The organism is Ruania alba (genome assembly GCF_900105765.1).
In the GTDB taxonomy this organism is placed as follows: domain Bacteria; phylum Actinomycetota; class Actinomycetes; order Actinomycetales; family Beutenbergiaceae; genus Ruania; species Ruania alba.
This window is the reverse complement of record NZ_FNTX01000002.1, coordinates 626178-651633: the sequence shown is the minus strand read 5'-3', so window position 1 is coordinate 651633 and position 25456 is coordinate 626178. Positions and strand designations below refer to the sequence as shown.

At 68.5% G+C, this 25456-nt stretch carries 21 protein-coding genes; 9 read left to right on the top strand and 12 right to left on the bottom strand.

All coding sequences use genetic code 11. The features are described 5' to 3' along the window. Positions 1-18: 18 nt before the first annotated feature. Together BLU77_RS13490 and BLU77_RS13485 are read left to right on the top strand one after the other, a co-directional pair. Positions 19-1485, top strand: coding sequence for an MDR family MFS transporter (locus BLU77_RS13490; protein WP_089773637.1), 1467 nt, complete (start codon positions 19-21; stop codon positions 1483-1485). Between the two features lie 186 nt (positions 1486-1671). Continuing rightward, on the top strand, positions 1672-3129 hold the full coding sequence (locus tag BLU77_RS13485) for an ATP-binding protein (RefSeq protein ID WP_175477101.1): 1458 nt from the start codon (positions 1672-1674) through the stop codon (positions 3127-3129). A 13-nt stretch (positions 3130-3142) separates the two neighbouring features. On the opposite strand, the gene BLU77_RS13480 is transcribed toward BLU77_RS13485, so the two are convergent. Beyond that, complete coding sequence (locus tag BLU77_RS13480) at positions 3143-3763, bottom strand: TetR/AcrR family transcriptional regulator (RefSeq protein ID WP_089775767.1); 621 nt, start codon at positions 3761-3763, stop codon at positions 3143-3145. 93 nt (positions 3764-3856) lie between these two features. Here BLU77_RS13480 and BLU77_RS13475 point away from each other — a divergent pair, with 93 nt between their 5' ends. The 3 genes from BLU77_RS13475 (at position 3857) to BLU77_RS13465 (ending at position 7875) form a co-directional block, all read left to right on the top strand. Then, the gene (locus tag BLU77_RS13475) at positions 3857-6193 is read left to right on the top strand and encodes a glycoside hydrolase family 3 N-terminal domain-containing protein (RefSeq protein ID WP_089773635.1); all 2337 of its coding nucleotides are present in this window, start codon (positions 3857-3859) and stop codon (positions 6191-6193) included. An 85-nt stretch (positions 6194-6278) separates the two neighbouring features. Further along, positions 6279-7088 carry a TerC family protein gene (locus BLU77_RS13470; RefSeq protein WP_089775765.1) on the top strand — a complete coding sequence of 270 codons (810 nt, stop codon included), beginning with the start codon at positions 6279-6281 and terminating at the stop codon, positions 7086-7088. A 28-nt stretch (positions 7089-7116) separates the two neighbouring features. Further along, entirely contained in the window at positions 7117-7875 is a 759-nt protein-coding gene (locus tag BLU77_RS13465; protein WP_089773634.1) for an ABC transporter permease, read from the top strand. 62 nt (positions 7876-7937) lie between these two features. On the opposite strand, the gene BLU77_RS13460 is transcribed toward BLU77_RS13465, so the two are convergent. From BLU77_RS13460 to BLU77_RS13430, 7 genes are all read right to left on the bottom strand, one after another. Beyond that, entirely contained in the window at positions 7938-8552 is a 615-nt protein-coding gene (locus tag BLU77_RS13460) for a response regulator transcription factor (RefSeq protein ID WP_089773633.1), read from the bottom strand. Then, complete coding sequence (locus BLU77_RS13455) at positions 8549-9634, bottom strand: sensor histidine kinase (RefSeq protein ID WP_089773632.1); 1086 nt, start codon at positions 9632-9634, stop codon at positions 8549-8551. The genes BLU77_RS13460 and BLU77_RS13455 overlap by 4 nt, the downstream gene beginning before the upstream one ends. A gap of 62 nt (positions 9635-9696) precedes the next feature. After that, a complete protein-coding gene (locus BLU77_RS13450) occupies positions 9697-10455 on the bottom strand; it encodes an ABC transporter permease (RefSeq protein ID WP_089773631.1) in 759 nt (252 codons plus the stop codon). Beyond that, on the bottom strand, positions 10452-11384 hold the full coding sequence (locus tag BLU77_RS13445; RefSeq protein WP_089773630.1) for an ABC transporter ATP-binding protein: 933 nt from the start codon (positions 11382-11384) through the stop codon (positions 10452-10454). Before BLU77_RS13445 ends, BLU77_RS13450 begins: the two co-directional genes overlap by 4 nt. Before the next feature lie 134 nt (positions 11385-11518). Next, a complete protein-coding gene (locus BLU77_RS13440) occupies positions 11519-12877 on the bottom strand; it encodes a sulfatase family protein (protein WP_089773629.1) in 1359 nt (452 codons plus the stop codon). Next, a complete protein-coding gene (locus BLU77_RS13435) occupies positions 12874-14313 on the bottom strand; it encodes a sulfatase family protein (RefSeq protein ID WP_089773628.1) in 1440 nt (479 codons plus the stop codon). The genes BLU77_RS13440 and BLU77_RS13435 overlap by 4 nt, the downstream gene beginning before the upstream one ends. Positions 14314-14379: 66 nt before the next feature. Further along, entirely contained in the window at positions 14380-15420 is a 1041-nt protein-coding gene (locus tag BLU77_RS13430) for a LacI family DNA-binding transcriptional regulator (RefSeq protein ID WP_089775763.1), read from the bottom strand. Between the two features lie 712 nt (positions 15421-16132). Here BLU77_RS13430 and BLU77_RS13425 point away from each other — a divergent pair. The 4 genes from BLU77_RS13425 (at position 16133) to BLU77_RS13415 (ending at position 21236) form a co-directional block, all read left to right on the top strand. Next, complete coding sequence (locus tag BLU77_RS13425) at positions 16133-17248, top strand: hypothetical protein (RefSeq protein WP_139177766.1); 1116 nt, start codon at positions 16133-16135, stop codon at positions 17246-17248. Between the two features lie 21 nt (positions 17249-17269). Continuing rightward, positions 17270-18403, top strand: coding sequence for a hypothetical protein (locus BLU77_RS22145; RefSeq protein WP_175477100.1), 1134 nt, complete (start codon positions 17270-17272; stop codon positions 18401-18403). Between the two features lie 65 nt (positions 18404-18468). After that, complete coding sequence (locus tag BLU77_RS13420; protein WP_175477099.1) at positions 18469-19938, top strand: sulfatase family protein; 1470 nt, start codon at positions 18469-18471, stop codon at positions 19936-19938. Beyond that, entirely contained in the window at positions 19935-21236 is a 1302-nt protein-coding gene (locus BLU77_RS13415) for an ABC transporter substrate-binding protein (protein WP_089773625.1), read from the top strand. Before BLU77_RS13420 ends, BLU77_RS13415 begins: the two co-directional genes overlap by 4 nt. Before the next feature lie 96 nt (positions 21237-21332). Here the strand turns inward: BLU77_RS13415 and BLU77_RS13410 are convergent, their stop codons facing one another. From BLU77_RS13410 to BLU77_RS13395, 4 genes are read right to left on the bottom strand one after another with little or no spacing between them, the layout of a single operon-like run. Beyond that, on the bottom strand, positions 21333-22334 hold the full coding sequence (locus BLU77_RS13410; RefSeq protein ID WP_089773624.1) for a Gfo/Idh/MocA family protein: 1002 nt from the start codon (positions 22332-22334) through the stop codon (positions 21333-21335). Further along, a complete protein-coding gene (locus BLU77_RS13405) occupies positions 22331-23326 on the bottom strand; it encodes a Gfo/Idh/MocA family protein (RefSeq protein ID WP_089773623.1) in 996 nt (331 codons plus the stop codon). The genes BLU77_RS13410 and BLU77_RS13405 overlap by 4 nt, the downstream gene beginning before the upstream one ends. Then, a complete protein-coding gene (locus BLU77_RS13400; RefSeq protein WP_245708857.1) occupies positions 23323-24516 on the bottom strand; it encodes a Gfo/Idh/MocA family protein in 1194 nt (397 codons plus the stop codon). The genes BLU77_RS13405 and BLU77_RS13400 overlap by 4 nt, the downstream gene beginning before the upstream one ends. Positions 24517-24573: 57 nt before the next feature. Continuing rightward, the gene (locus BLU77_RS13395; protein WP_217632454.1) at positions 24574-25452 is read right to left on the bottom strand and encodes an HNH endonuclease; all 879 of its coding nucleotides are present in this window, start codon (positions 25450-25452) and stop codon (positions 24574-24576) included. Positions 25453-25456: the final 4 nt, after the last annotated feature.

Here is a 25456-nt window from a genome sequence, read left to right as displayed (position 1 = left end):
CGTTCTCTCAGGTGCCCGATGAGCGCTGCCCGCACCCCGGCCGCTGTCGGCATCGGTCTGCGGTCCGAGCGCGGGCCGATCCTGGGTGCACTGATGCTGGCGTCGGCCTTGGTGGCCTTGGACGCCACGATCCTGGCGACCGCCTCCACCACGATCGCCGGTGAGCTCGGGGCCTTCGACCAGGTGCCCTGGCTGTTCTCCAGCTACACCCTGGCCCAGGCGGTCACGGTGCCCGTCTACGGGCGGCTCGCCGACGTGCTGGGGCGCAAGCGCGTGATGCTGGCGGGGATCGGGCTGTTCCTGCTCGGGTCGGTGCTGTGCGCGATCGCCTGGACGATGCCGGCCCTGATCGCCTTCCGGGTGATCCAGGGCATCGGTGCCGGCGCGATCATGCCGATGTCGATGACCATCGCCAGCGACATCTACACCCTGGCCGAGCGTGCCAAGACCCAGGGGTACCTCGCCAGCGTGTGGGCGATCTCCTCGGTGGCCGGCCCCACCTTCGGAGGCGTCTTCGCGCAGTTCGTGAGCTGGCGATGGATCTTCTGGATCAACGTGCCCTTCGCGGTGGCCGCTGCGGCGTTGCTCTGGCGCCACTTCCGCGAGCCGGAACGCTCCGGCCCGCGGGAACCGATCGACGTGCGCGGTGCGGTGCTGCTCACCCTGGGGAGTGCGCTGCTCGTGGGCGTGCTGCTGGAGGGTGGCACCTGGGGGTGGGGCTCGCCGCTCACCGTTGGTCTGTTCGGCATTGCGCTGGCGCTCCTGACGGCGTTCGGACTGTACGCGCGGCGAGCGGTGCACCCGATCTTCGACGTGCGTGTGCTGCGCCGGCGGATCATCGGCGCCTCCACGCTTGCCTCGCTGATGGTCGGCGTGCTCGTGCTGGGGCTGTCGACATACGTGCCGATCTACGCCCAAGGGGTGCTCGGGTACGGGCCGTTGCTCTCCGGGTTCGCCCTCGCCGCGCTCACCCTCGGCTGGCCGATCGCCGCCACGCTCTCCGGGCGCGTCTACCTACGGTTCGGGTTCCGGCTTACCGGGCTGCTCGGGTCGACCATTGCGCTCACCGGTGCGGCGCTCACGTTGCTGCTGGGGGAGGGCAGCGAGCTCTGGCACGTGGCGGCGTGCTGCTTCGTGATCGGGATCGGGATGGGCCTGACGGCGTCCCCCACCCTGATCGCTGCGCAGACCAGTGCCGACTGGGCACAGCGTGGCGCCGTCACCGGCACGAACATGTTCGCCCGCTCGCTCGGATCGGCGGCCGGAGTGGCCGTCTTCGGCGGGGTGGTGAACGCACGGACCGTACTCGGCGTGGACGGCTTGCCCGAGGGGCCCGGCCTGGCCGCGGCGATGCACCTGGTCTTCATCGGTGCGCTCGCGGTGACCGTGGTGCTGCTGGTCGCCGTGGCGCTGATGCCGAAGGACCGGCCGGCTCGTCTCCCAGGAATCACACGCCGATGTGGCGGTCGCTCGTCCGCGAGCTGACGTCGCTGCCCTGATCGCAGTTGCCGCTGACCGGAGCGACATGGATGCGTCCCTGCGCGGCAGCATGGTGCACGGCTCGACGTATGCCTGTCGATCGGACCAGGTAACGCGTGCGGCCCTCATGCCGGGGCGTACATCTGGATCGCACACCTCAACACTTAAGATACAGCGATGTATGATACGGAGATGACTGATAGCCCGGGTAGGGAGTTCTACGGTCGCTCTGACGTCATCGCGCGGTTGAGGGCGCAGCTGGATTCCGTTCAGCGCACTGGTGCCGGTCGCATCGTCGGCGTGCGCGGCCGGCGCCAGGTGGGCAAGTCCACGGCGGTCGAACGGTTTGTCCAGAGCGCCGGGGTTCCCTACGTCTTCGCGGTCGGCACGTTGGGTGCGTCGAGCCGGGCCCAGGTCGACGACGCGACCCGGGCGCTGGCGGAGTCCACACGCCCTCTCCCCGGTACTGGCGCCCTGGCCGGAGCACGTGTGCCTGGGTGGCGCGAGTGGCTGGGTGCCATCGAGCAGGCCGCCGAATCCGGTCCGGTGATCGCTGTTGTCGACGAGTTCCCATGGGCCGCCGATGCGGATCCCTCGCTCGAGGGAACACTGCAGAACGTGTGGGATCGCCGTCTGGAGCGCCTCCCTGTCCTGCTGGTCCTGATCGGTTCTGACGTGACGATGATGGAACGCCTCGGAGAGTATGGACGTCCGCTCTTCGGCAGGATCCGCCCTTTCCGCATCGAACCGCTGAATCCGGCAGAGGTTGGGCACGCCCTCACCGCAGCCACTCCGACCGATGTCTTCGATGCCTATCTGATCACCGGCGGATACCCGCGGCTCGTGGCCGACCTCGGAGACAGTGGGCAGGACCCGGCCGCCTATGTCCGGGAGGCGATGCGCGACCTCTACAGCCCCCTCGTCTCGACGGCGCGGTTCACCCTGGATGCCGAGTTTCCGGACGGGCAGGCCGCGGAGCGGGTACTCGCGGCGATCGGCTCCGACGAGACGACGACGCCCCGGTTCAATGACTTGATTCCCGCGGGTGTAGACGCCACCGAGCGCACTCGTCTGCAGACCGCGACGACGCGTGCGCTCCGGACGCTCATCGATGAGAAGCGCCTCGTCGAGCGGGACGTGCCGGCGTGGGCATCGGACAAGGGTCGGCTTCGGCGATACCGGGTCGCCGACCCCTACTTGCGCTTCTGGTTTCGCTACATCGGCCGTGATGTCGAGCGAATCGCCCGTGGTCGCGGCGATCTGGTCGCTCAACGGTTCGACCGCGACTGGTCGTCGTGGCGCGGCCGCAGCATCGAGCCCGTCGTGCGTGAGGCGATCCTGCGCCTGGCGATCGACGATGACCGCCTCGACGGGGTCGAGGCGGTCCACGCCTGGTGGGCGCGCGACGGCCGGGCAGAGGTCGATGTCGTCGCAACGACAGCTGAGCGGACCGCCGTCGTGGGCACCATCAAATGGCGCCCTGATGGGACGGTCACCAGGCGCGAGATCGATCAGCTGCGTGCTGCGACCGCGTTCGTTCCCCGAAGCGCCCATGCGGTGCTCGCGGCAGTCAGTCCGGAAGTGGGCCCCACGGTGGGGGCTGACCTCGTCTTCGGGGCTGCGGACCTGCTCTCTGCATGGCGTGCCTGACGCGGTGCCACTATCAGGTGGCCCACCGCGCCTGGATCAGGTCCGCCAGCTGCCGCATCTGATCGCCCATCCGCACCGGCTTCCCGCCAGGCACGTCCTCGCAGAGCCACTGCAGCTGGATGCCGTCGGCGATCGCCACCACGGAGCGAGCCAGCGCGAGCGAGGGCGCGTCCGGGTGGACGATGCCGACGGTCTTCCCCTGCTCGAACGCGCGCTCCAGGGTCAGCACTGCGTTCTCGAAGTGCTGCACTAGCCACCGGTGCGCGGGGTGGTCGGCGGCGGTGCCGTCCACCGCCATCGCCATGTACAACCCCACCATCGACGGGGTCCGGCTGTTCCGGTCCATCAGGTCCGCAAAACCCTCGAGCAGGTCCCACACGCTGCCGGACTCCAGCGCCAGCACGTCGACGGCGTCCCGGTGCTCCAGCACGGCCGAGTACAGCCCCTCCTTGGAGCCGAAATGGTGCAGCAGGCCCGCCTTGGAGATCTGGGCCGCGGCTGCGATATCGGCCACGGACGTGGCCGCATAGCCCTTGCGCGCGAACAGTGCGATCGCCTCGGCGAGGATGCGTTCGCGCTTGTCCTCACCCCCTGCCCGGGGGCGCCCGGGGCGTCGTGTCTGTGCGTCGGCCACCAGCACAGCCTAGGTGCTCCTATTTATTGACCGTACGGTTAATTAGCTCGTACGGTATGTCCGGACGACGTCGTCACTTCACCAGGAGCGTTCATGAGCACCCCGACCCAGGCCTCGCCCACCCTCGCCGAGGCGGACATCCCCCGTCTGCTCGGCGAGCTCACCCTGGAGGAGAAGGCCTCGCTGTGCTCCGGGCAGGACTTCTGGCATACCCAGGCGATCGAGCGTCTCGGCATCCCCGCCGTGATGGTCACCGACGGTCCGCACGGGCTGCGCAAGCAGGCTGGGGCCACCGACCACGTCGGCCTGAACGATTCGGTGCCTGCGACCTGCTTCCCCTCCGCCGCCGGCCTCGGCTCCACCTGGGACCGCGACCTGCTGCACCACGTGGGCGCGGCGCTCGGCGCCGAGACGCGCGCGAACGACGTCGCCGTGCTGCTCGGCCCCGGTGTGAACATGAAGCGCAGCCCCTTGTGCGGGCGCAACTTCGAGTACGTCTCCGAAGACCCGTACCTCGCTGGTGAGCTTGCCACCGAGCTGGTCCAGGGCATCCAGTCCCGCGGCGTGGGCACCTCGCTGAAGCACTTCGCCGCGAACAACCAGGAGACCGACCGGATGCGGATCTCCGCGGAGATCGACGAGCGCACCCTCCGGGAGATCTACCTGCCGGCCTTCGAGAAGGTCGTCACCCGCGCCCAGCCGTGGACCGTGATGTGTGCCTACAACAAGGTCAACGGAACCTACGCCTCGCAGGACCCGTGGCTGCTCACCGAGGTGCTCCGCGACGAGTGGGGCTTCGAGGGCCTCGTGGTCTCCGACTGGGGCGCCGTGGACGACCGCGCCGCCGGGGTCGCCGCCGGTCTCGACCTGGAGATGCCCTCCTCCCACGGCATCAACGACGCCGCGATCGTGACCGCCGTCCGGGAGGGGCGCCTCGCCGAGGCCGACCTCGACACCGCCGTCACCCGCGTGCTCACCATGGTCGCCAGGGCCCAGCCGGCCCTCGCCGAGCCGGGCACGGCCGACCTGACGGCGCACCACGCCCTGGCCCGTGAGGTCGCCACCCGCTCGGCCGTGCTGCTCAAGAACCCCGACGGCGTCCTGCCGTTGGCCGCAGACGGTCTGGCAGGGTCTGCGGTACTGATCGGGGAGCTCGCCCGCACCCCCCGCTACCAGGGCGCCGGATCCTCGCAGGTGAACCCGACCCGGCTGGAGACCATCCTCGGAGCCTTCGCCGAGCGTGGCCTGGACCTGCCGTTCGCGGCCGGGTACCGGCTGGCCGAGGCCGAGAAGCCCGGGGGCGCGGCCGAGAGTGAGACCCGCGACGATGCCGCCCTGCGAGCCGAGGCCGTCTTCGCCGCCACCGGCAAGACGGCCGTCCTGGTGCTCGGGTTACCTGCGGCCGACGAGTCCGAGGGATACGACCGCGAGCACTTGGACATCCCGGCCAGCCACCTGGACCTGCTGCGTGAGATCTCCGCGGTCGCTCAGCGCACCGTGGTGCTGCTCGCGAATGGATCCGCGGTGGCCGTCTCCGAGTGGGAGCACCGCGTGGACGCTCTGCTCGAGCTGTGGCTGGGCGGACAGGCCGGCGGCAGCGCCGCGGCGGACCTGCTGCTCGGGGATGCTGCTCCGTCCGGCCGGCTCGCCGAGTCCATCCCGGTACGCCTGGCCGATGTGCCCGCGCAGCTGAACTTCCCCGGCGAGAACGGCACGGTCCGCTACGGCGAGGGCATCTTCATCGGCTACCGCGGCCTGGACGCCCCCGGGCGGGAGGTCTCCTACCCGTTCGGGCACGGCCTGACCTACACCACCTTCGACTACGCCGACCTGACTGTGGACGTAGCTGAGGTGACCGACCAGACCGGGGCGGGGGACGTCGTCGTGCGCGCGGGCGTGACCGTACGCAATACGGGCGACCGTGCGGGCGTGGCGGTGCCGCAGCTGTACCTCGGCCGGCCCGGATCGGCCGTGGCGCGCCCGCCGCGCGAGCTCAAGGGTTTCGCCCGTGTGTACCTCGCGCCGGGTCAGGAGCAGCGGATCGAGCTCACCGTCACCCGGCGCGAGCTGAGCCACTGGGACGTGCACGCCCACGGGTGGGCCGTGGAGCCCGGGCCGCTGCGCGTGGCCGTCGGGGCCTCCTCGCGCGACCTCCCGCTGGAGCAGGTCACCGAACTGGTGGCACCGGCGCTGCGCCGGCCACTCAGCGAGGACGCCACCATCAGTGAATGGCTGGAGCACCCGCAGGCCGGTCCCGAACTGCTCGCCGCGATGGGTGACTTCGGCGCCATGTTCGGCCCGGACAGCCCGGACCAGGCGATGGCGGCCTTCCTCGGGTCGATGCCGGTCAAGAAGGTGCCGGTGATGCGGATGTCAGAGGAGCTCACCCAGGAGCGCCTGGCCGAGCTGGTGCAGCACTACGGTGGTTGAACCGGCGAGCCGACGGTCATTCGCCCCATCGGCACAGTGTGCGCCATGACCTCCGTTTGTGCGGTCGGACCAGTACGCTGCACTCGTGGAATCTCTCGCCAGCCCTGACGTCTGGATCGCCCTCGCCACTCTGCTCGCTCTCGAGCTGGTGCTCGGCGTGGACAACGTCGTATTCATCTCCATCCTCGCCAACCGGCTCCCGGCCGAGCAGCGCCAGAAGGCCCGCATCGTGGGGCTCGCACTTGCCCTCGTGCTGCGCATCATCCTGCTGTTGTTCGCCTCCTGGATCGTGGGACTGACCGACCCGTTCTTCACGATCGGCGGGATCGAGGCGCTCGCGTTCTCCGGTCGAGACCTGATCCTGATCGCCGGTGGTGCCTTCCTCATCTACAAGGCCGTCACCGAGATCCACCACAAGCTGGAGGGCGCCGACGGCGAATCGGAGGGGAAGGTCTCCCAAGCTGCCGTCACGTTCGGCCGCGTGATCCTGCAGATCGTGCTCATCGACGCCGTGTTCTCCCTCGACTCGGTGATCACCGCCGTCGGGATGGTCGACCAGCTCTGGGTGATGGTGACCGCCGTGGTGGTGGCCATCGTCGTGATGATGTTCATGGCCAAGACCATCGGCGACTTCGTCGATCGGCACCCGACCGTGAAGATGCTCTGCCTGGCCTTCCTCGTGCTCATCGGCGCCACCCTGCTGGCCGAGGGCTTCGACGTGCACGTCAGCAAGGGCATGATCTACGGCCCGATCGCCTTCGCCATCGGCGTGGAGGTGCTCAACCTCATCTACCGCAACCGGTCCGCGAAGAAGGCCGGCAAGGTGACGAAGCCGGTCCACCTCAAGGCCAAGTACCCCGAGCAGAAGGCAGGGGTGTCCGGCTCTCAGGGTTGAGCTCACCGACGGGTGCCAAGATGGACGCGTGACCATCGCGCCGGGACCTGGGCTCGCGATCGCGATCGTCCTGCTGGTCGGGGTGGCGATCGCAGCGTCGGCGATCGGCCACCTGCGGCAGGAGCGGGCGATCGGGGTCGCCGCCCTGCGCGCGGTGGTGCAGTTGGCCGCCGTCTCCCTGGTGATCGCCGCCGCCCTGAGCTCCCTGCTCTGGTCGGCCGTGGTGGTGGTCGTGATGTTCCTGGTGGCGGCCCTCACCTCCGCCCACCGGGTGGGGGCGTTGCGGCGCTGGCCCTGGGTGGCGCTCGCGATGGCTGCCGGCCTGACCCCGACCCTGACCGTCATCTTCGTCTCCGGTGCGGTCCCGTTCACCGGTGCGGCCCTGGTGCCGGTGGTCGGCATCATCATCGGCGGCGCCATGATGGCGCATACGCTCGTCGGGATGCGCGCCTTCGGGACCCTGCGGGAACGGCACGGCGCCTACGAAGCGGCCCTCAGCCTGGGCATGAGTCGTGCGGAGGCCATCAGCGAGGTGGTGGCCGACGTCCTTCCCGAGGCACTGGTCCCCGGCCAGGACCAGACCCGCACGGTCGGCCTGGTCACCCTGCCGGGTGCCTACATCGGTGTGCTGCTCGGCGGCGGCAGCGCCCTGCAGGCCGGGGCCGCTCAGGTGCTGGTGCTGCTCGGCCTGGTCGCCGCGCAGACGGTGACGGTGGTGGTGGCACACCTGCTGATCCGGTCCGGCCGGTTGCTGCCGGCCGACCTGCGGGAGCGCCTGCGCCCGTGAACTTCCGGTGCTGAGCACATTGCTGCCATATCTGGCAGCAAGACGCTGAGGCCAGTCGATTCTTACAACCAGCCGTTCCGATCGGCCACCCGCGCCGCCTCGATCCGGTTGGCCGCCCCGACCTTGCCGATCGCGGAGGAGACGTAGTTACGGACCGTGCCAGGGCTGAGGTGGATCCGCGCCGCGATCGCGCTCAACGGTTCTCCGTCCAGGCACTCGCGCAGGATCTGCCGCTCCCGGTCGTTCAACGGGTTCGGCCCGCCGGCCAGGGATTCGGTGGCAAGTGCCGGGTCAACCACCCGCCGCCCGGCATGCACGGACCGGATGGCCTCGGCGAGCTCGGTGGCAGGCGTGTCCTTCACGACGAAACCGCTCGCACCGGCCTCGAGCGCCCGGCGCAGGTATCCGGGGCGCCCGAAGGTCGTCACCATCAACGAGCGCACCTGGCGCAGCTCCACCCGCAGCTGCTGCGCCACCGCGATCCCGTCCATCCCGGGCATCTCGATGTCCAGCAGGCACACCTGGGCGCCGTGTTCGGCGGCCGCCCCGACGACGTCCGTCCCGTTGCCCACTTCCGCCACCACGTCGATGTCGTCCTCCAGGCGGAGCAGGGCGGCGAGCGCCCCGCGCACCAGTGCCTGGTCGTCGGCCAGCAGCACCCTGATCGGATCGGTCACCAGTGCACCTCCACGCGTGTTCCACCTGTCTCGCTCGGGCGCACGGTCAACGTGCCCCCGGCATCGGCCACCCGCTCCCGGGCACCCCGTAGCCCACCGGACTCGGCAGCGCCACCCGGCCCCACGCCGTCGTCGGCCACCACCAGCGAGTCCGTGCTCAGGCTGACCTCGCACCGGGTGGCGCGGGAGTGCCGCACCACGTTCGTGACCGCCTCCCGCAGCACCCAGGCGATCACGATCCGGTGCCGCGGATCCACCACCGCCGGGTCCTCGGGCACCTCGGCGGCAACCCCGGCATCGGTGAGTGCGGCCCGTGCGGCGGTCAGCTCGTCCGCCAACCGCGCCACTCGTAGGCCCGCCACGGTGGCGCGCACCTCCCCGAGCGCCTCCCGGGTGAGGGAGCGGATCGCCGCGATCTCTGCCTTCGCAGCCGCCGGATCGGCGTCAACGAGCCGCTCGGCGAGCTCGGCCTTCACGGTCACCACGGTGAGGCTGTGCCCGAGCACGTCGTGCACGTCGCGTGCCACTCGCTCCCGCTCGCTCGTCATCGCCAACTGCTTCTCCAGCACGTCACGCTGCTGCTGACGGCCGTCGATCCAGCGGATCAGCCCGACGAACAGTGCTGTGCCGGCGGTGATGCCGGCGAACATGAACTGATAGGGCTCACCGATCAGCAACACCGAGACCAAGATGAGCACCACCAGGCCGGCGACGACCCACACCGCCCGCCGCAACGGCTGGCTGAAGATCGCGTAGACGGCCAAGAACGTCGACATCCCGAAGACGTCCAGGCCGATCGTCAGGAGCACCGGCACCGTCAGCGCCGCCATCACCGTCAGGAGGATCCACCCGCGCCGTGGCCGCACCCAGGTGCGCTCGTTGGTGATGAAGCCGTACAGATACGCGCCCACGAAGGCCGCGACCGCCGTCAGGGCCCCCGCCTGGGCGGCCACCGGAACGGGGGACTGGACGATCCCCACCACCGGGAAGGTCAGGAACGCCAGCCACGGGGTGGCCAGTAGCCAGCTGAACTTCGCCCAGGGGTCCGGGGCGAGGGTGGTGCCGTCCTCGGAGAGTGTCATGGTCTGACCATTGTGCTGCCAGGCGGGAGCTGGCGTCTGTTCGATCGCTACCCCTGCCGAGGTCATTGCCGGCTGCGGCCCCGCCGCACCAGCAGCACGGCGCCGACGGCGAAGATCGCGGTCCACACCCCGACGTTCAGCAGCAGGGCCCACAGGGGATCGTTTCCACCGACGCCCTCCATGGACACCAGGGCGCCGTCGGTCAGGGGGTATCGGGCAAGGCCGACGATCCCGTAGAGCGGGGTGAACCGGGCGATCTCCAGCATCGCGCCACTGAGTGGGATGAAGATGTTGCCGAGGAACGCCAGGACCACCAGGGCGCCGCTTGCTGCGCCCACCGCGGCCTCGCTCCGGAACAGCAGCCCCACGATCAGGCCGTACAGGGAGAACACCGCCGCGCCGAGCATCACGATGGCGGCGCTCGCGAGCCACACCCACCCCGGCGCAGAGGCCTGAGTGAACGCGCCGATCAGGTAGATCAGGGCGATCGGGATCAGCGAGATGGTGAACGCCACCGTGGCCTTCACACTCACGTACCGCGTGTCCGACATCGGGGTGAGGCCGAGCTGGCGACCCCAGCCCTGCATGCGTTCGACGGCGGCCATCCCGCCCACACCGGTGGTCGCCGTGACGGCACCGAAGGCCGCCATCGAGATCATCGTGTACATCGAGGCGTTGCCGTTGCCGATCGCGGCGGCGCCGTAGCCCATCGAGACCCCGAAGATCACGAAGAAGAACGCCGGGAGCACGGCGATGAAGAAGAGACTGACCAGGTCGCGGCCGACCCTGGCCAGTTCGATGCGCAGATAGGTGGTGTTCATCGGGTGGCTCCTTGGGTCAGGGAGGTGAAGGCGTCGTCGAGTGAGCCGGAGGTCACGAGCAGATCCGTGCCGCCGAGGTCGAGTACGGCGCGGGCGACCGCGTCGGAGTCGGTGGCGCGCAGGTGCAGTCGGTCACCTTCGGGGCGGATCGCGTGGACGATCTCGAGGGTCTCTAGGTGGGCCAGTGCGGTGGGCCGGGTGTCGGGGGAGAAGTTGGCGGATACCCGCCGGCCGGTGGCCTGGGCGCGGATCTCCTCGGTGGTGCCGTCAGCAACGACCTTCCCACCGGCCACCATCACGATTCGCTGGGCGAAGGAGTCGGCCTCTTCCAGGTAATGGGTGGCGAAGACGACGGTGCGGCCGGTCGCGGCCTCGGCGCGCATGGTCTCCCAGAAGTCGCGCCGGGCCGTCACATCCATCCCCGCGGTGGGTTCGTCGAGAATGAGCAGGTCCGGGTCGGGGAGCAGGGCGAGGGCGAACCGGAGCCGTTGCTGCTCACCGCCGGAGCACTTCGAGACCTTCCGGCCGGCGAGACTGGTCAGCCCGGCGCGGTCGATCACCGTCTCGACCCCGGCGTGGTCGGCGAACGTGGAGGCGATCATGGTGACGGTCTCGCGCACGGTGAGGTCCCGGAGCAGGCCCCCGGTCTGCAGCACGGCCGAGACCCGGCCGGCGGCGACGGCGCGGCGGGGCGCATGTCCGTGCACACTGATGGTGCCGGAGGTGGGGGTCGTCAGGCCGAGGACCATGTCGAGCGACGTGGTCTTCCCGGCGCCGTTGGGGCCGAGGAAGGCCACGATCTCACCGGAGCCGATGGTCAGGTCGATGCCGTCGACAGCACGCACGGGTCCGGTGGCACCGCGGAACTCCTTGACGACCTGGTCGAGGTGGACGGCGGGCGCGCCGCCTGCGGGGGGAGGTGTTCTCATCCCTCCACACTGGCGGCGGGGCGGGTGGAGGCACGAGGGGGTGCTGTCACGACCTCCGGATGACAGGTGTCACATCGCCGGCGGCGTGCCAGAGACTGACATCCCTCCCGTGTGGTTCGACCCGAGGTCGCTCATCACCTGGACGCGGGATATCGCTCCCGCAGCGGATCCTCGGTCGCGTCCATCCAATCCCGGAGGTGGGCCCGTGCGCGGGCGAGTGCCTGTGCGGAGTCGGGGTCGCCCGTGCGGCCGTGGGACTCGACGAGGTTGTGCAGCGCGTGGGGGTCGGTGGTGAGCCGATACAGCTCCTCGGGGGCACGGCGCTGGTAGAAGTCGGTGCGCTCCTTCAGGGCCGTGTCGGTCTCGGCCGCGTCCGTCATCGCCGGCCACGTCAGACCAGCCATGTTCTCCGCCCGATACGCGGTCTCCCCATCGGACCAGGCGTTCCAGATATAGCCCCACTCGCCGTCCTGCACCGACCGCATCTCATACCTGTTCCCCGCGTTCGTCTCGTGGAACACGGTGACCACATGGTCACGCCCCGGTTCCCCACGCCCCTGCAGCAGCCCGACCACGCTGCGTCCGTCTACGCCGTCGGGAATCTCGGCCCCGGCCATCTCGCAGAAGGTGGCGAACAGGTCCAGGGTGGAGACGAAATGGTCGTCGTTCACCCCGCCCGGGGGCACCTGGTCCGGCCAGCGCACCACCAGCGGCGTGCGCGTTCCCGCCAGATAACAGTTCGCCTTCGCGAACGGGAACGCCATGCCGTTGTCGGAGAAGAACACCACCACCGTGCGCTCCGCCTGCCCCGAGTCCTCCAGGGCGGCCAGGATCGCCGCGATCACATCGTCACATCGGCGCGCCGAGCTCAGATACTGGGCATACTCCTGGCGGACCTGCGGCAGATCCGGCAGGAAGCCGGGCGGATCCGCCTCCTGCGCCGTGAACACGCGGCTCGGGTCCGGGTAGGAGGCCTGCTGCTCCTCGGTGTATCCCTCCCGTTCAGCCGCACTGCCGTGGAACGGGCGATGTGGGTCGTGCGCGTTCGCCATCAGGAACCATGACTCTCCCTCGGACGCCGCGATGAACTCCGCCGTCGCGTCGCCATACGCCTGCGGGTTTCGTCCCATGCCCAGTTCGGCCTGCTGCCGCACGAACGACCACCCGAACCGGTCCTCCGGCTGCAGGTGGTTCACCTTGCCGAGGATCCCGCTGCGATACCCGACGGCGCCGATCGCCTCGGTCAGCAACGGCACCCCCTCATCGATCGGCTCGAATCCCTCCGCACCATTGCGGTGCGGCCACCGCCCCGTCATCAACGCCGATCGACTCGGCTGACACACCGGCGCCGGCACATGCGCCCGACCGAAACGCATCCCCTCAGCTGCCAGCCGATCCAGGACCGGCATCACATCAGGCCGACCACCGAACGAACCCGGAGTATCACCCGCCAGGTCGTCGGCGGTGATGAGAAGAATGTTGGGACGCGTCATCGCTGGGCCTCCAGAGGTGAGGTGTCGGCGGCATCGGGGATCGGGCGGGTCAGGCTGTCGTCGCCGATCTCCGCACGGACCTCGCTCAGGGTGCGCGTGAGCTCCTCGGTGAGTTCCTCATGGCCAGGTCGGTCGTAGAGGTTGTGCAGCTCGTGCGGATCGGCGATCAGGTCGAAGAGTTCCCACTCGGGGTCGGTGGGGGTGTCCGATGCTCGCGGAACCCCGAGTCCCCGGCCGTAGTAGTGGACGAGCTTGTGCGTCCGGGTGCGGATGCCGCAATGGGCCGCGACGCGGTGCGGGATGGAGTCGTGCTCCCAGTAGCGGTAGTACGCGGCTGCGCGCCAGTCGGCAGGCTCAGCCTGGTCGAAGATCGGGGTCAGGCTCGCACCGTTCATCGGCTCGACGGGCTGCAGGCCGGCGAGCTCGGCGAACGTGGGCGCGAAGTCGATGTTCTGCACGAGCGCGTCGCTGGTGCTGCCCGCGGCGATACGGGCCGGATAGCGCATCAGCAGCGGGATCCGCAGCGACTCGTCGTACATGAATCGCTTGTCATACCAGCCGTGATCGCCCAGGAAGAAGCCCTGATCGGAGGTGTAGACGACGATCGTGTCCTCGGTCAGGTCATGGGCGTCGAGGTAGTCGAGCACCCGTCCCACGCTGTCGTCCACCGCTGCCACGCACCGCAAGTAGTCCTTGATGTACCGCTGGTAGAACCACCGACGGCGGTCCTCACCGTCGAGGTCGGCAGGTGGTTCGGCCTTGACATCCTTCGCCGTCAGGTCCCGATCGATGCGCATCCGTGCCCGGCGGGCGGCGCTGGCGCGTGTGCTGTAGTCGTCGTCCAGCGTCTCCGGTTCTTCTCGATCCTCGGAGTACAGGTCGGCGTGCCGATCGGCGGGCACCCACCAGCGGTGTGGTGCCTTGTGGTGCAGGCAGAGCAGGAAGGGTCGATCCTGATCTCGCTGGTCGAGCCACTCCAGGCTCATGTCGGTGAGCAGGTCGGTCACGTAGCCGGTGTGCTGGCGCTCGGTCCCGTTCTCGATCAGCACCGGGTCGACGTAGTCCCCTTGGCCGGGAAGGATGCTCCACGTGTCGAACCCGGTCGGATCGGCGTTCCCTCCGTGCCCCAGGTGCCACTTGCCGAACAGTGCCGTCTGATAGTCGGACCCCTGCAACAGTTGCGGGAAGGTCTGACGCCGTCCGTCCAACCGGTCCCCTTGACTTCGCACACCGTTGACATGGCTGTGCTGGCCGGTCAGGACGGCTGCACGGCTCGGGGTGCAGATCGAGTTCGTGCAGAAGGCGGCATCGAAGCGCATCCCGTCCTGAGCGAGCCGATCCAGGTGCGGGGTCTGGTTGATGCGACTGCCATAGGCAGAGATCGCGTGTGCCGCATGATCGTCGCTCATGATGAACACGACATTGGGCCTGGACATCCGATCCGTCCTCTCTGATTCGATTCAATCTCGCGCCGGAGACAGGGGCGCCTCGGCGCGCTTGCGCTAGGGGCGAGGGAGGTCGCTCGACTCCCGGACGGCCAGTCCGGTCTGGAAGACCATCTGCTGGTGCACGTGCGTGGCCGCGTTCTCGATCTCGTCGAGGAGCAGCTCGGCGACTCGACGGCCGTACTCCTCTTTCGGGCGACGGATGGAGGTCAGGCGAGGTGACAGCATGGTCGCGAACTCGAGGTCGTCATACCCCACGACGGCGACATCCTCCGGCGACCGAAGGCCTCGCTCCTGCAATCCGCGGAGGACACCAAGCGCGAGCCGGTCGTTGATGCACATGACGGCCGTCGGTGGCCGACGTCCCTTCATGATCTCCCCGACTGCCCCCTCCCCGGCAGCGGCGTCCGGCTCCGGCACGACCACCTCGACAACAGCCGCGTCGACCTTGAGCCCTGCTTCCTCGACAGCCTGGTGCAGTCCGCCGCGACGGTCGAGGCATTGCCGACGGTCGTGCGGCCCGTTCACCAGACCGATCCGACGGTGACCCAGCGCAAGGAGGTGCCGTCCGGCCTGCTCTGCGCCCTTGACGTCGTCGACCGCGACCGAGCAGTGCTCACCGTCCGGACTCGCGCGGTCCAGCAGCACGACCGGCGTTCCGCGCTCACGGATCTCGTCGACGGTGGCGAGGTCGTGGCTGGTGGGGCCGATCACGATTCCGCTGACGCCGTGCTCCTCGAGCTCCAACAACTGGCGCCGTTCGCGGTCGGGCTGCCCGTCAGAACTGCACAACATGACCATGTATCCGGCCTCGGTCAAGTGGCGCTCCGCGGCACGAGCCACCGCGATGGAATAGGGGCCGGAGATGTCGTAGACGAGGAGACCGATGGTCCGCCCCTTCCCCATCCGGAGTTCTCGAGCCGAGCGGTTTCGGACGAAGCGGAGTTCTTGCATCGCGTGCTCGACACGTTCACGGGTGCTATCGGTCACCAGATCGGGTCTGTTCAGCACGTTCGAGACAGTGCTCACGGACACGCGCGCCAGGCGTGCAACGTCGCGACTGGTCGGACGGTGATTCGGCCCGGTGGGAAGGTTCACGGCTCGCTGCACACCCTTTCCTCGTCCTTCCGAGCTGATCGGCTCAGCCCGTACCTACATTGGCACGATTGAGAGCCCACGTGGCCGCAACAAGAGGGCTGGTCGCTCTGATCACAGAACGTCAACCGCAGAATACTGGGCCTTCTCCACTGGCTTCTTCTCTGGTCATGAATCGTATCAAAGAACTTTGACGCAGAGGAGTGCCTGTGGTTCGTCGGAACCTTCCTGACTGCCGACTCCGCCGTGCCGTCTGGCGAGCACCTCCGTGCCTACCGTGCTACCCACATTCCACAGGAGCGATGGGACCGACGCACCGGACCTTCCGCGTGGAGTCGATCTCTGGCGAGCACCACCTCGCTCGATAGATGGTTGCGGGTTGTATCGTATCAGTGTACTTTCATTGCCACTGGTTCGACGTTGGTTGCAGCCGATTGGGCGGATCAAAGCGCCGAACTGTGCGGCTACAGCCTGGTCGTGCAAAGAAGTGCGAACGGGTTTCATGCAACAAGATTGGAACGTATCGATACGGTTGTCTGAGGCATGACGTCCTGGGCACGCTGCTGGGGAGGGGTGAGGGACGCCGTCGGCCGATCGGTGACCACGGCGGGCCGCGGATCATCGGATCTCCTGAGGCCCCAGCCGTCGTGTGCCACGACCCCGTGCTCACCTAGCACGGCACCTGCCTGATCAACGACGACACAGGAGGAATCGAATGAACACTCATGCCATCAGCAGGCGGCAGGTCATTGCGACCGCCAGCGCAACGATAGGGGCGGCGGCTGTCGGTATGGCCGCGGCACCCCCGTCCGTGGCGACGCCTGCACGCGCAGCCTCGCAGACCGACAACGTGCCGGAGTTTTGGTATCAGGACAACAACCTCGGTCAGGGCGGCGGAGTTCCGCCCGATTTCCGGTCTCGCTACGACGACCTGGCCGCCTGGGACAAGGCCCGAGCCGTGATGCACACCTTCGTCCTGGGCCAGAACGCACTCGTCAAACAAGGGCTCCGGGACGATCCGGCATTCCTTGCCTCGATGGCTGCCGCACACGCTGATCACCATGTCGCCTACAACGTGACGCAGGCCACCACGTGGTGGTGGGGGTACTACCGCCGAACGGGAGAGATTCCGTCCGGGCCTGCGAACTTCACCAGAACGATCAATGAACTGCATGACCTGGCAGATGCCGGCCTCCACATCACCGACATCATGTTGCAGAGTGTGCTCACCAAACCTGGACCGGGTGGATTCCTGGGCTACTCGACGGAGCGCCGTATCCAGGACGTGGTGGAGTTCAACGATCAGGTCCGCGCCGAGTTCCCGGGCGTTCGTATTGGCGTGATCTACCCGCTCACCAACAAGCCGGGCATCTATCTGCCCTGGCGAGAGGCGCTCACCGTGCTGCAGAGCGAGCTGCAGTCCAGTGGGCACGAGCTGGACTTCATCCACTTCGACAAGCCCTTCGAGCACCCTCGCCTGGAGATCGAAGACTCGAGCGGGCCGATGACGTGGGACCGGATGGTCGAGGTCGAACAGTTCGTGAAGAGCCTGGGCGTCACCTTCGGGCTCCAATGCACCGACGGGCGCGGCGGCCGAGCGAGCAACAACGAGTTCCGTGAGCTGGTGCTTGACGGGCTCGCGACGTATATCGCCCACGGAGGCGCAGCCGACCGGTACATCCTCTGGCCGTTCCACCCCTACCCGGACCACTCACTGCCCGACGACCTCGGGCCTCTCCCGCCCGAAGGCGCCAGCCAGCTGCGTCTCTTCCGCGAGCTCGCCGCCGGCGCCGCCGAGCAACACGCGCCCCGATCCAACCAGACGCGATAAACCCCAACCCGAGGAGAAGAGATGACGACGACGTCACGAGCGATGATCAACGACGAGGGACCAACCCGCCGTCAGGTTCTGGCGACGGGTGGTGCCGCCGTGGCCGGTGCCGTGGCCGCCGGTTCCCTGAGTGCGACACCAGCGGCCGCGGTTGACGGCACAGCGGCTGACGCGGCGGCGCGACTGCCGGAGTTCTGGTACCAGGACAACAATCTGGGTCAGGGCGGTCGAGGAGCCCCACCGGACCTCGAGTCCCGCTACGACAACCTCGACACCTGGCGACACGCGCGCCGTGCCATGCATACGTTCAGCTTCGGTCAGGTCGGCGCCGGCGACAACTATGCGGACGTGGTGAAGTACGAACCGGAACTGCTCGACACAATGGCGTCCGCCCACGCCGACATGAACTTCGCCTTCAACGTCACCCAGGCAACCACCTGGTGGTGGCACAAGTTTCAGGAGACCGGCGAGATCCCCGAGGGCCCGCCGGACTTCACCGCGACCATCAACAACCTGCGCCAGCTCCGGGCGGCTGGGTTCAACCTCACCAACATCTTGCTGCAGAGTGTGCTCAGCAAGCCCGGTCCGGGCCGATTCCTGGGCTATTCGATGGAGCGCCGCATCCAGGACGTGGTGGAGTTCAACGACCAGGTCCGAGGTGAGTTCCCGGATGTTCAGATCGGTGTGATCTACCCCCTGAACGACAAGCCGGGCATCTATCCACCCTGGCGAGAGGTCCTCACCTCGCTGCAGAGTGAGCTGCGGTCCAGCGGGCACGAGTTGGACTTCATCCACTTCGACAAACCGTTCGAGCACCCGCGTCTGGAGATCGAACGCCCGAGCGGGCCGATGACGTGGGACCGGATGGTCGAGGTCGAACGGTTCATCAAGGGGCTCGGCGTCACCTTCGGACTCCAGTGCACCGACGGACGCGCCGGACGGCAGAGCAACAACGCATTCCGGCGGCGGGTCCTGGAGGGCATTGCGACCTACGTCGATCACGGTGGCGCGGCCGACCGGTACATCCTTTGGCCGTTCCACCCGTACCCGGACCACTCGACTCCGGACACACTCGGCGAGCTGCCGCCGGAGGGAGCCAGCCAGATGCGGATCTTCCGCGAGATGGCTCGGGGCGCGGCCGCCCGTCGCCACTAGAGACCGGGGCGTGGCCCCAGGAATGCATAGTTCCTGGGGCCACGCCATCCATAGCGAAGGACACCGTGACCTCCCCGAACATCCTGCTCATCGTCTCTGACCAGCACCGGTGGGACTGCGCTGGGTACGCGCAACGCTGCCCGGTGCGCACTCCCACCCTCGATGCTCTGGCCCGATCCGGCACCCGGTTCGACAGTGCCTTTACCCCGATTCCTCTGTGCGTGCCGGCCCGACAGTCGCTCCTGACCGGACTTCGGCCGGAGTGCGCCGGCGGTCTGTGGAACTACGACCTCGGCCCGAAGGGCACGGTGCTCGACCCTGACGCGACGACCTGGACCCGCCTCCTCGCATCCCGTGGATACCGGAGCAGGTACATCGGAAAATGGCACGTGCACCCCGATGCCGATCCGCGGGACTTCGGGTACGACGAGTACGTCCCGCTGGGGGCCTATGACCAGTGGCGGGCGCATCGTCACCCCGAGGCGCACGTCGACGGCGGGTGGTTCGGCGGTATCGACCCCGTGCCGACCGAGGACAGCAGGACGCACTGGTCGGCAGAGCGTGCCGCGGAGTTCATCACCCGCAGTACTCACCAGCCGTGGCACGTCCGGGTGGACTTCGTCGAGCCGCATCTGCCGTGCCAGCCGACGGCCGAGTTCGCCGATCAGTACCCGGCTCGTGAGATCCCGCCGTGGGGGAGCTTTGAGGAGTCGTTTGCCGGCAAGCCCTACATCCAGCGTCAGCAGCTCCACAGCTGGGGCGTGGAGGACTTTACCTGGGAGGACTGGGCGCCGATGGTGTCGCGTTATTACGCGAGCATCACCCAGATGGATGCCGCCATCGGCCGCATCATGACCACGATCGACGAGGCGGGTCAGCTCGAGGACACGCTCGTGATCTACACCAGTGACCACGGAGACATGTGCGGCTCCCATCGGATGATCGACAAGCATCACGTGATGTACGACGACGTCGTTCGAGTTCCACTCGTGCTCTCCTGGCCGGGCACAGTGCCCGCCGGGGAGATCAGCGACGCGTTCGTGCACAACACGCTCGATCTGGCCACATTGCTCTATCGCGCGCTCGGCGATGACGGTACGCCCACCCATGGCTCACCTCTGGTCGAACCCGACGGCGGCCGATGGCACGTCAACGACGCTCTCTCCGCGCGAGATCACGTGGTGAGCACCTACAACGGGCAGCAGTTCGGCCTCTACGTCCAGCGGATGATCCGGGACCGACGGTGGAAGTACATCTGGAATCCGACGGATGTCGACGAGCTGTACGACCTTCACGGCGATCCCGACGAGCTCGACAACCGTATCGGTGACAGTTCCGTCAGCACCGTCCTGGCCGGTCTGCGGCGTCAGCTGTACGACGACTTGCTGGCCGACGGGGACCGCACCGTCGACAACGACTGGGTTCGCTCGCAACTGCTCGACGGACGCAAGCTCGCGGCAAGCGCGCACGACTCTCAGCCCCGGCACCACGACGGCCCGCCGTCCTCCGCTATCGACAGGAAGGGTCACCGATGACCAGGATCCTCACGCCGAAACCCCTCGTGGCTCTCATAGGTGCCGTCAGCCTGGCTGCCGTGGCCGCCTGTTCCTCCGATGAAGGTGAGGACGGCACCATCGAGATCACCTGGCTGACCAGCAGTGACGAGCAGACGTCGGAGATGGCCGCCGCCCTGATCGAGGAGTTCGAGGCGACGCACTCCGGGATCGTCGTCAACCATGACACCCGGCCCAGCGGCGACGACGGGGTCAACGTCGTCAAGACCCGCCTCGCCACCGGGGAGATGGCCGAAGTGTTCACCTACAACTCAGGTTCGCTGCTGCAGGCGCTCAACCCGGACGCCACGCTGGTCGACCTGTCCGAGGAAGCCTGGATCGACAATCTGACCGAGGATTTCCGATCCGTTGTCAGTACCGAGAGTGGTGTTTACGGAACCCCGTTCGGCACCTCCCTCGCCGGTGGCATCGTCTACAGCCAGCCGGTCTACGACGAGCTGGGCCTGGAGGTACCGCAGTCGTGGGACGCCTTCATGGCGAACAACGAGCAGATCGCCGCTGCTGGGTATGTCCCGATCATCCAGACTTACGCCGACCCGTGGACCAGCCAGCTGTTCGTCCTCGGCGATTTCGCGAATGTCCACGCGCAGGATTCGGAGTGGGCACAGGAGTACACCGCGCACTCCAGGTTCTACGCCGAAGAGCCCGCCCTCGCCGGATTCCGGCATCTCCAGGAGGCATACGAGGCGGGCTACTTCAACGTCGACTTCCCCTCGGCCACGTTCGAAGATGGCGCCATGATGGTGGCTGACGGCACCGGTGCTCACTATCCGATCCTGACCACGGTCCTGGACACCATCACGGCCAACTCACCGGACGCCGTCGAGGATCTGCGGTTCATGGCCATCCCGGCTGACAGTGCGCAGCACACGTCGGCGACGATCTGGCAGCCGGATGCGACCTATGTGGCGGCCACCGCGGAGGGGGAGGAGCGTGCGGCTGCTCTACAGTTGCTGACCTTCCTCAACTCCTCCGACGCGTGCGACATCGTCAACGAAACCGGGGCGCCGAGCGGACCGTATGCCAACTCCTGCGAGCTGCCTGACGACGTCACCCCGTTGCTGCAGGACGTCCAGGCGTACGTCGATGAGGGCAACACGGCCCCTGCGCTGGAGTTTCTCTCCCCGATCAAGGGCCCCAATCTGGCCAACATCACGGTCGAGGTGGGTTCCGGGATTCGGAGCGCGGAGGAGGCCGCAGCGAACTATGACCGTGATGTGGAGAACCAGGCTCGCCAGCTTGATCTCGACGGCTGGTGACAGCACCGACCCGCCGGTGCTGCCGAAATCAGACGTCGATCTGGCTACCGGCACGGGCCAAGCCGGTGCTCCCAGCAACCGATTCGATGTGTGATTTCAAAGGGTGGTTTCGGGGCGTCCGGACGCGACCGACCGCTGCGCCGCCGTCACGATCGCGAGCGTTCGAGCCCCGACCCCGCCGTCCGGCTGGGGCCGGGTCCCGCTGCGCACCGCGTCCAGGAACGTCGCGATCATCCGCGCGTCCAAGTCGGTCCCATACGGCTGCCATACGGCTCCGCTGGCGTCATACCCGTGCACGTGCTCGGCGAACGGGTCGATCCGCATCGAGCCTCGCGTGCCGTGCACCTCAAGCGTGAGACCACCCCAGGTGGGTGCCGAGTCCGGCACCGACCAGGAACAGTCGATCTGCGCGATCACCCCGCTGGGGTAGGCCACCGACACCACCCCACCGGTCTCCACCCCGGCGTCGGCGTGCAGGATCTGGTTGGTCACCGCGTGCACGTTCTCGGCCGGTTCGCCGAGCAGCTCGTCCAGCAGGTCGGCCAGGTGCACCACGTGGTCCATCAGCGCCCCACCACCGGACCGGGCCGGGTCGGTGAACCAGGACCGTTCGCTGGGCCGGGGCATCTTCCCGTTGTTCGTGCCGTGGACCGCCAGGATCTGCCCGAGCTGCCCCGCCCGCGCCCGCGCCACCAGGTCGGCGAACGCCGGTGCGAACCGCACCGGGTAGGCCGTCATCAGGATCCGCCCGGCCCGCTCGGCCGCGGCCACCATCGCCGCCGCGTCCTCGTCGGAGGTGGCCAGCGGCTTCTCGCACAGCACATGCACTCCGGCTGCCAGGGCCTGTTCGGTGAGCTCGCGATGGCGTGAGTTCTCCGAGCAGATCACGACGGCGTCCGGCGCCTCGGCCAGCACGCTCGCCACGTCCTCGGCGTAGGTGATCCCGAGCTGCGCGGCCAGGTCCGCACCTCGCACGGTGCCCGGGTCCGGCGTGCCGGTGTCGGTGCCGATCACCCGCACGCCCTGATCGGCGAGCGCGGCAGCGTAACCGTAGACGTGCGGGTGGGCGAAGGAGAGGAGTCCCACGGTGAGCGTCATCGGTGGGCCTCCTGCGTCTCGATCTCGACCACTGCGCCGGTGCGGATCGACTCGTTCGCCGCCTCCGCCAACCGGACGGCCTGCACTCCGTCCGCACCGGTCACCGTCGCCTCCCGGCCCTCCCGCAGCGCCGCCGCGAAATCCACGATCTCCGCGGTGTACGGGCTGTCCGTCACATCCACCTCCGGCAGATACCCGCCCCCCGGAGTCGGCGGCAGGTGCAGCCGCACGGCATCCTCGCGGGCCGAGTCGTGCCGGAGCACACCGTCACTGCCGGCGATCTCGAACGAGGAGGAGAACGGCAGGTGCGCATGCCCCCACACCCCGTGCACATGGCTGATCGCACCGGAACCATGCGTGAGGGTGACGGTCGCGCTCGCGGTGCGGACGCCGTCGTCGGTACGCGTGACCGAGCGGGCAAAGACCCGGGTGACTGTGCCGGCGAACCAGACCGCCTGATCGAGATCGTGGATCATCTGATCCATCACGATCCCACCCGAGGCGGCCTCGTCGAAGAACCACGGCGAGGCAGGTGCCGCGCTCGCGCGGCGGAATCGGCTCACCGCCAGCTGCCCGATCCGACCCGCCGTCACGGACGCATGGGCCGCGGCGTAGGCGGGGAAGTACCGCACTACGTGCGCCGGGAACAGCCGCACACCGGCATGCTCGGCGGCGTCGACGATCTGCTGCGCCTGATCGGCGGTGCGGGCCAGCGGCTTCTCGCAGACCACGTGCTTGCCTGCGGCGATCGCGGCCAGGGCGATCTCGGCGTGGGTGGCGGTGGGGGTGAGGATGCCCACCACGTCCACCCGCGCGAGCAGATCGTCGAGGGAATCGGCGGTGGCAGCGCCGTACCGGTCTGCGAGCTCAGTCGCTCCGTGCAGGGAGTGCACCACCAGCTCGGCGCCGAGGCTGCGCCATGCGGGGGCGTGCACGCCGGCGATACCGCCGGCGCCGATCAGGCCCACGCGCAGCGGGTCGGGGTGGTTCACGAGGTGGCCTTTCCGTCGAAGCAGGAGGCGATGGCCGGATCCAGGGGTGGCACGTCCCGCGGGACGGAACCGGCGCGGAGCGACTCGGTCGCAGCCACCGCGGTGGCCACGGCGTTCCGCGCGGCCACCGGGGACGTGGCAGTGGCGCCCCCGTGGGCGGCGAAGTCGAGGAACTCCGCGATCGTGCGTTGGTCGGCATCCCCGTGGCCGCCCGCGTCGCCGACGATCGGGTACTCGGCATCGCCCTCGGCGCGATATCCGGAGCGGCGGTTCCACACGCGCACGACGCCACCGGCAGAATCGCCGAAGTTCTCCAACCGGCCCTCGGTGCCGATCACCGTGTAGTTGCGCCAGTAGTCCGGGGTGTAATGGCACTGCTGGTACGAGGCGAAGATCCCGCCCTCGAGCTGCATCTGCACCATCGACAGGTCCTCCACGTCGATCACCGGGTTCAGCTCCCGCTGGGCCAGCGGCGGCCAGTTGTCCTCGGAGAACCAGTCGGCCATGGTGCGGTCGGAGTTGTCTCGGCGATCGGTGACCTGGTCGTACACGGTGAGCCCGCCCATCCCGGTCACCCGGGTGGTGGAGGCACCGGCGAGCCAGTGGATCACGTCGATGTCGTGCGCGCCCTTCTGCAGCAGCAGCCCGGTGCCGCGGGCGCGCTCGGCGTGCCAGTCCTTGAAGTAGTAGTCGCCGCCGTGGCCCACGAAGTGGCGGCACCAGATGGCCTTCACTGCGCCGATCTCCCCGCGGCTGATGATGTCGCGCATCGTCGTGACCACGCTCATGTGCCGCATGTTGTGGCCCACGTACAGCGGTGTGCCGCTCCGGGCGGCGGCGGCCAGCATCCGGTCCGCGTCCGCCGTCGTGATGGTGATCGGCTTCTCGCAGAAGACCGCGATGCCGGCCTCCAGCAGCGGGATCGCCACCTCGGCGTGGGTGTCGTCCGGGGTGAGGACGAGTGCGGCAGTGACGTCGGTGCCGGATTGCAGCAGCTCACCGACCCCGGCGAACTGGGCGGGCGTCTCGGCGAGGCGGGCCGCCGTGCGCTCGCGGGCGGCAGGGTCGGGGTCGACCAGCGCGGTCACGATGCCGACACCGGTGCTGGCCACGTGCGCGGCGATACCCGCGCGTGCTCCGCAGCCGATGACGGCGACCCTCGCCTCGGCCGTTGACGGTGAGATGGTCACGGGGTGAGCCGACCACCGGCGCGGGTGGTGTGTCAACACGGCCCGATGGCGCGGGAGTCAGACGCCCTGCAGGAACGTCTCGTACCGGTGGGCGAGATGGTCGCGGTGCGGGCGGTCTCGAGGGCGGCGCGGCAGGTGCAGCGTCTGCCCGTGCATCTCCTGCAGCCCGTGCCGGAGCATCGGCCCGTCCTTCTCCTCCAGCAGACGCCAGGCGATCTGCACCCGGTAGTCCGGGGTCACGCCGAGCATGTCCTGGTCGTAGGCGGCGTGGTGGATCTTGCACATCGCCAGGCCGTTGTCCACGGTCGGGGCGCCGTCGGGGTGGCCGTCCGGGAGGATGTGCGCGGCGTCCAGCAACGAGCCATGGTGCAGCCGGCAGACCGTGCAGCGCGTCTCGTAGGCGAGCAGCACCCGGGTGCGGAAAGCCGGCTGGTGCAGGCGCTGACGGGCCAGGCGCTGGGCGTAGCGGCGCTTCTCTTCCGAGAGGGTGTCGAGGTTACCGAAGAAGCGGAACGACTCGTCCAGCGCGATCACGAAGGCGCGCTCGTCCGGGCGGTCGTCCACCACGTACACCGGAGCGACCGGCGTGTAGACGTTCGGCACTTCCTTGCGGAACAGCAGCAACGGCATACCGGTCTCGTAGGCGACCCGGAGCTTGCGGTTGTCCCCGGACCACGGGTCCCCGGAGCGGTAGGCATAGTGGAGGAGGCCGTCCTCGGACTCGACGTCGTCGTACGGACCGGAGGCGGAGCTGACGATCGAGAGCGTGGCGGACAGCGCCCGAGGATTGCGGATACCACGCGAGTAGTCGATCACCGGGAGCTTCTCGCCGTTGTGGCGGAACGAGAGCAACTCCTCGCGGAACACGAACCCGCCGTTCGCCTCGGCCCGCTCGACCACCCAGCCGATGATGTGCTCCCGGAGCGCCCGCTCCATCGAT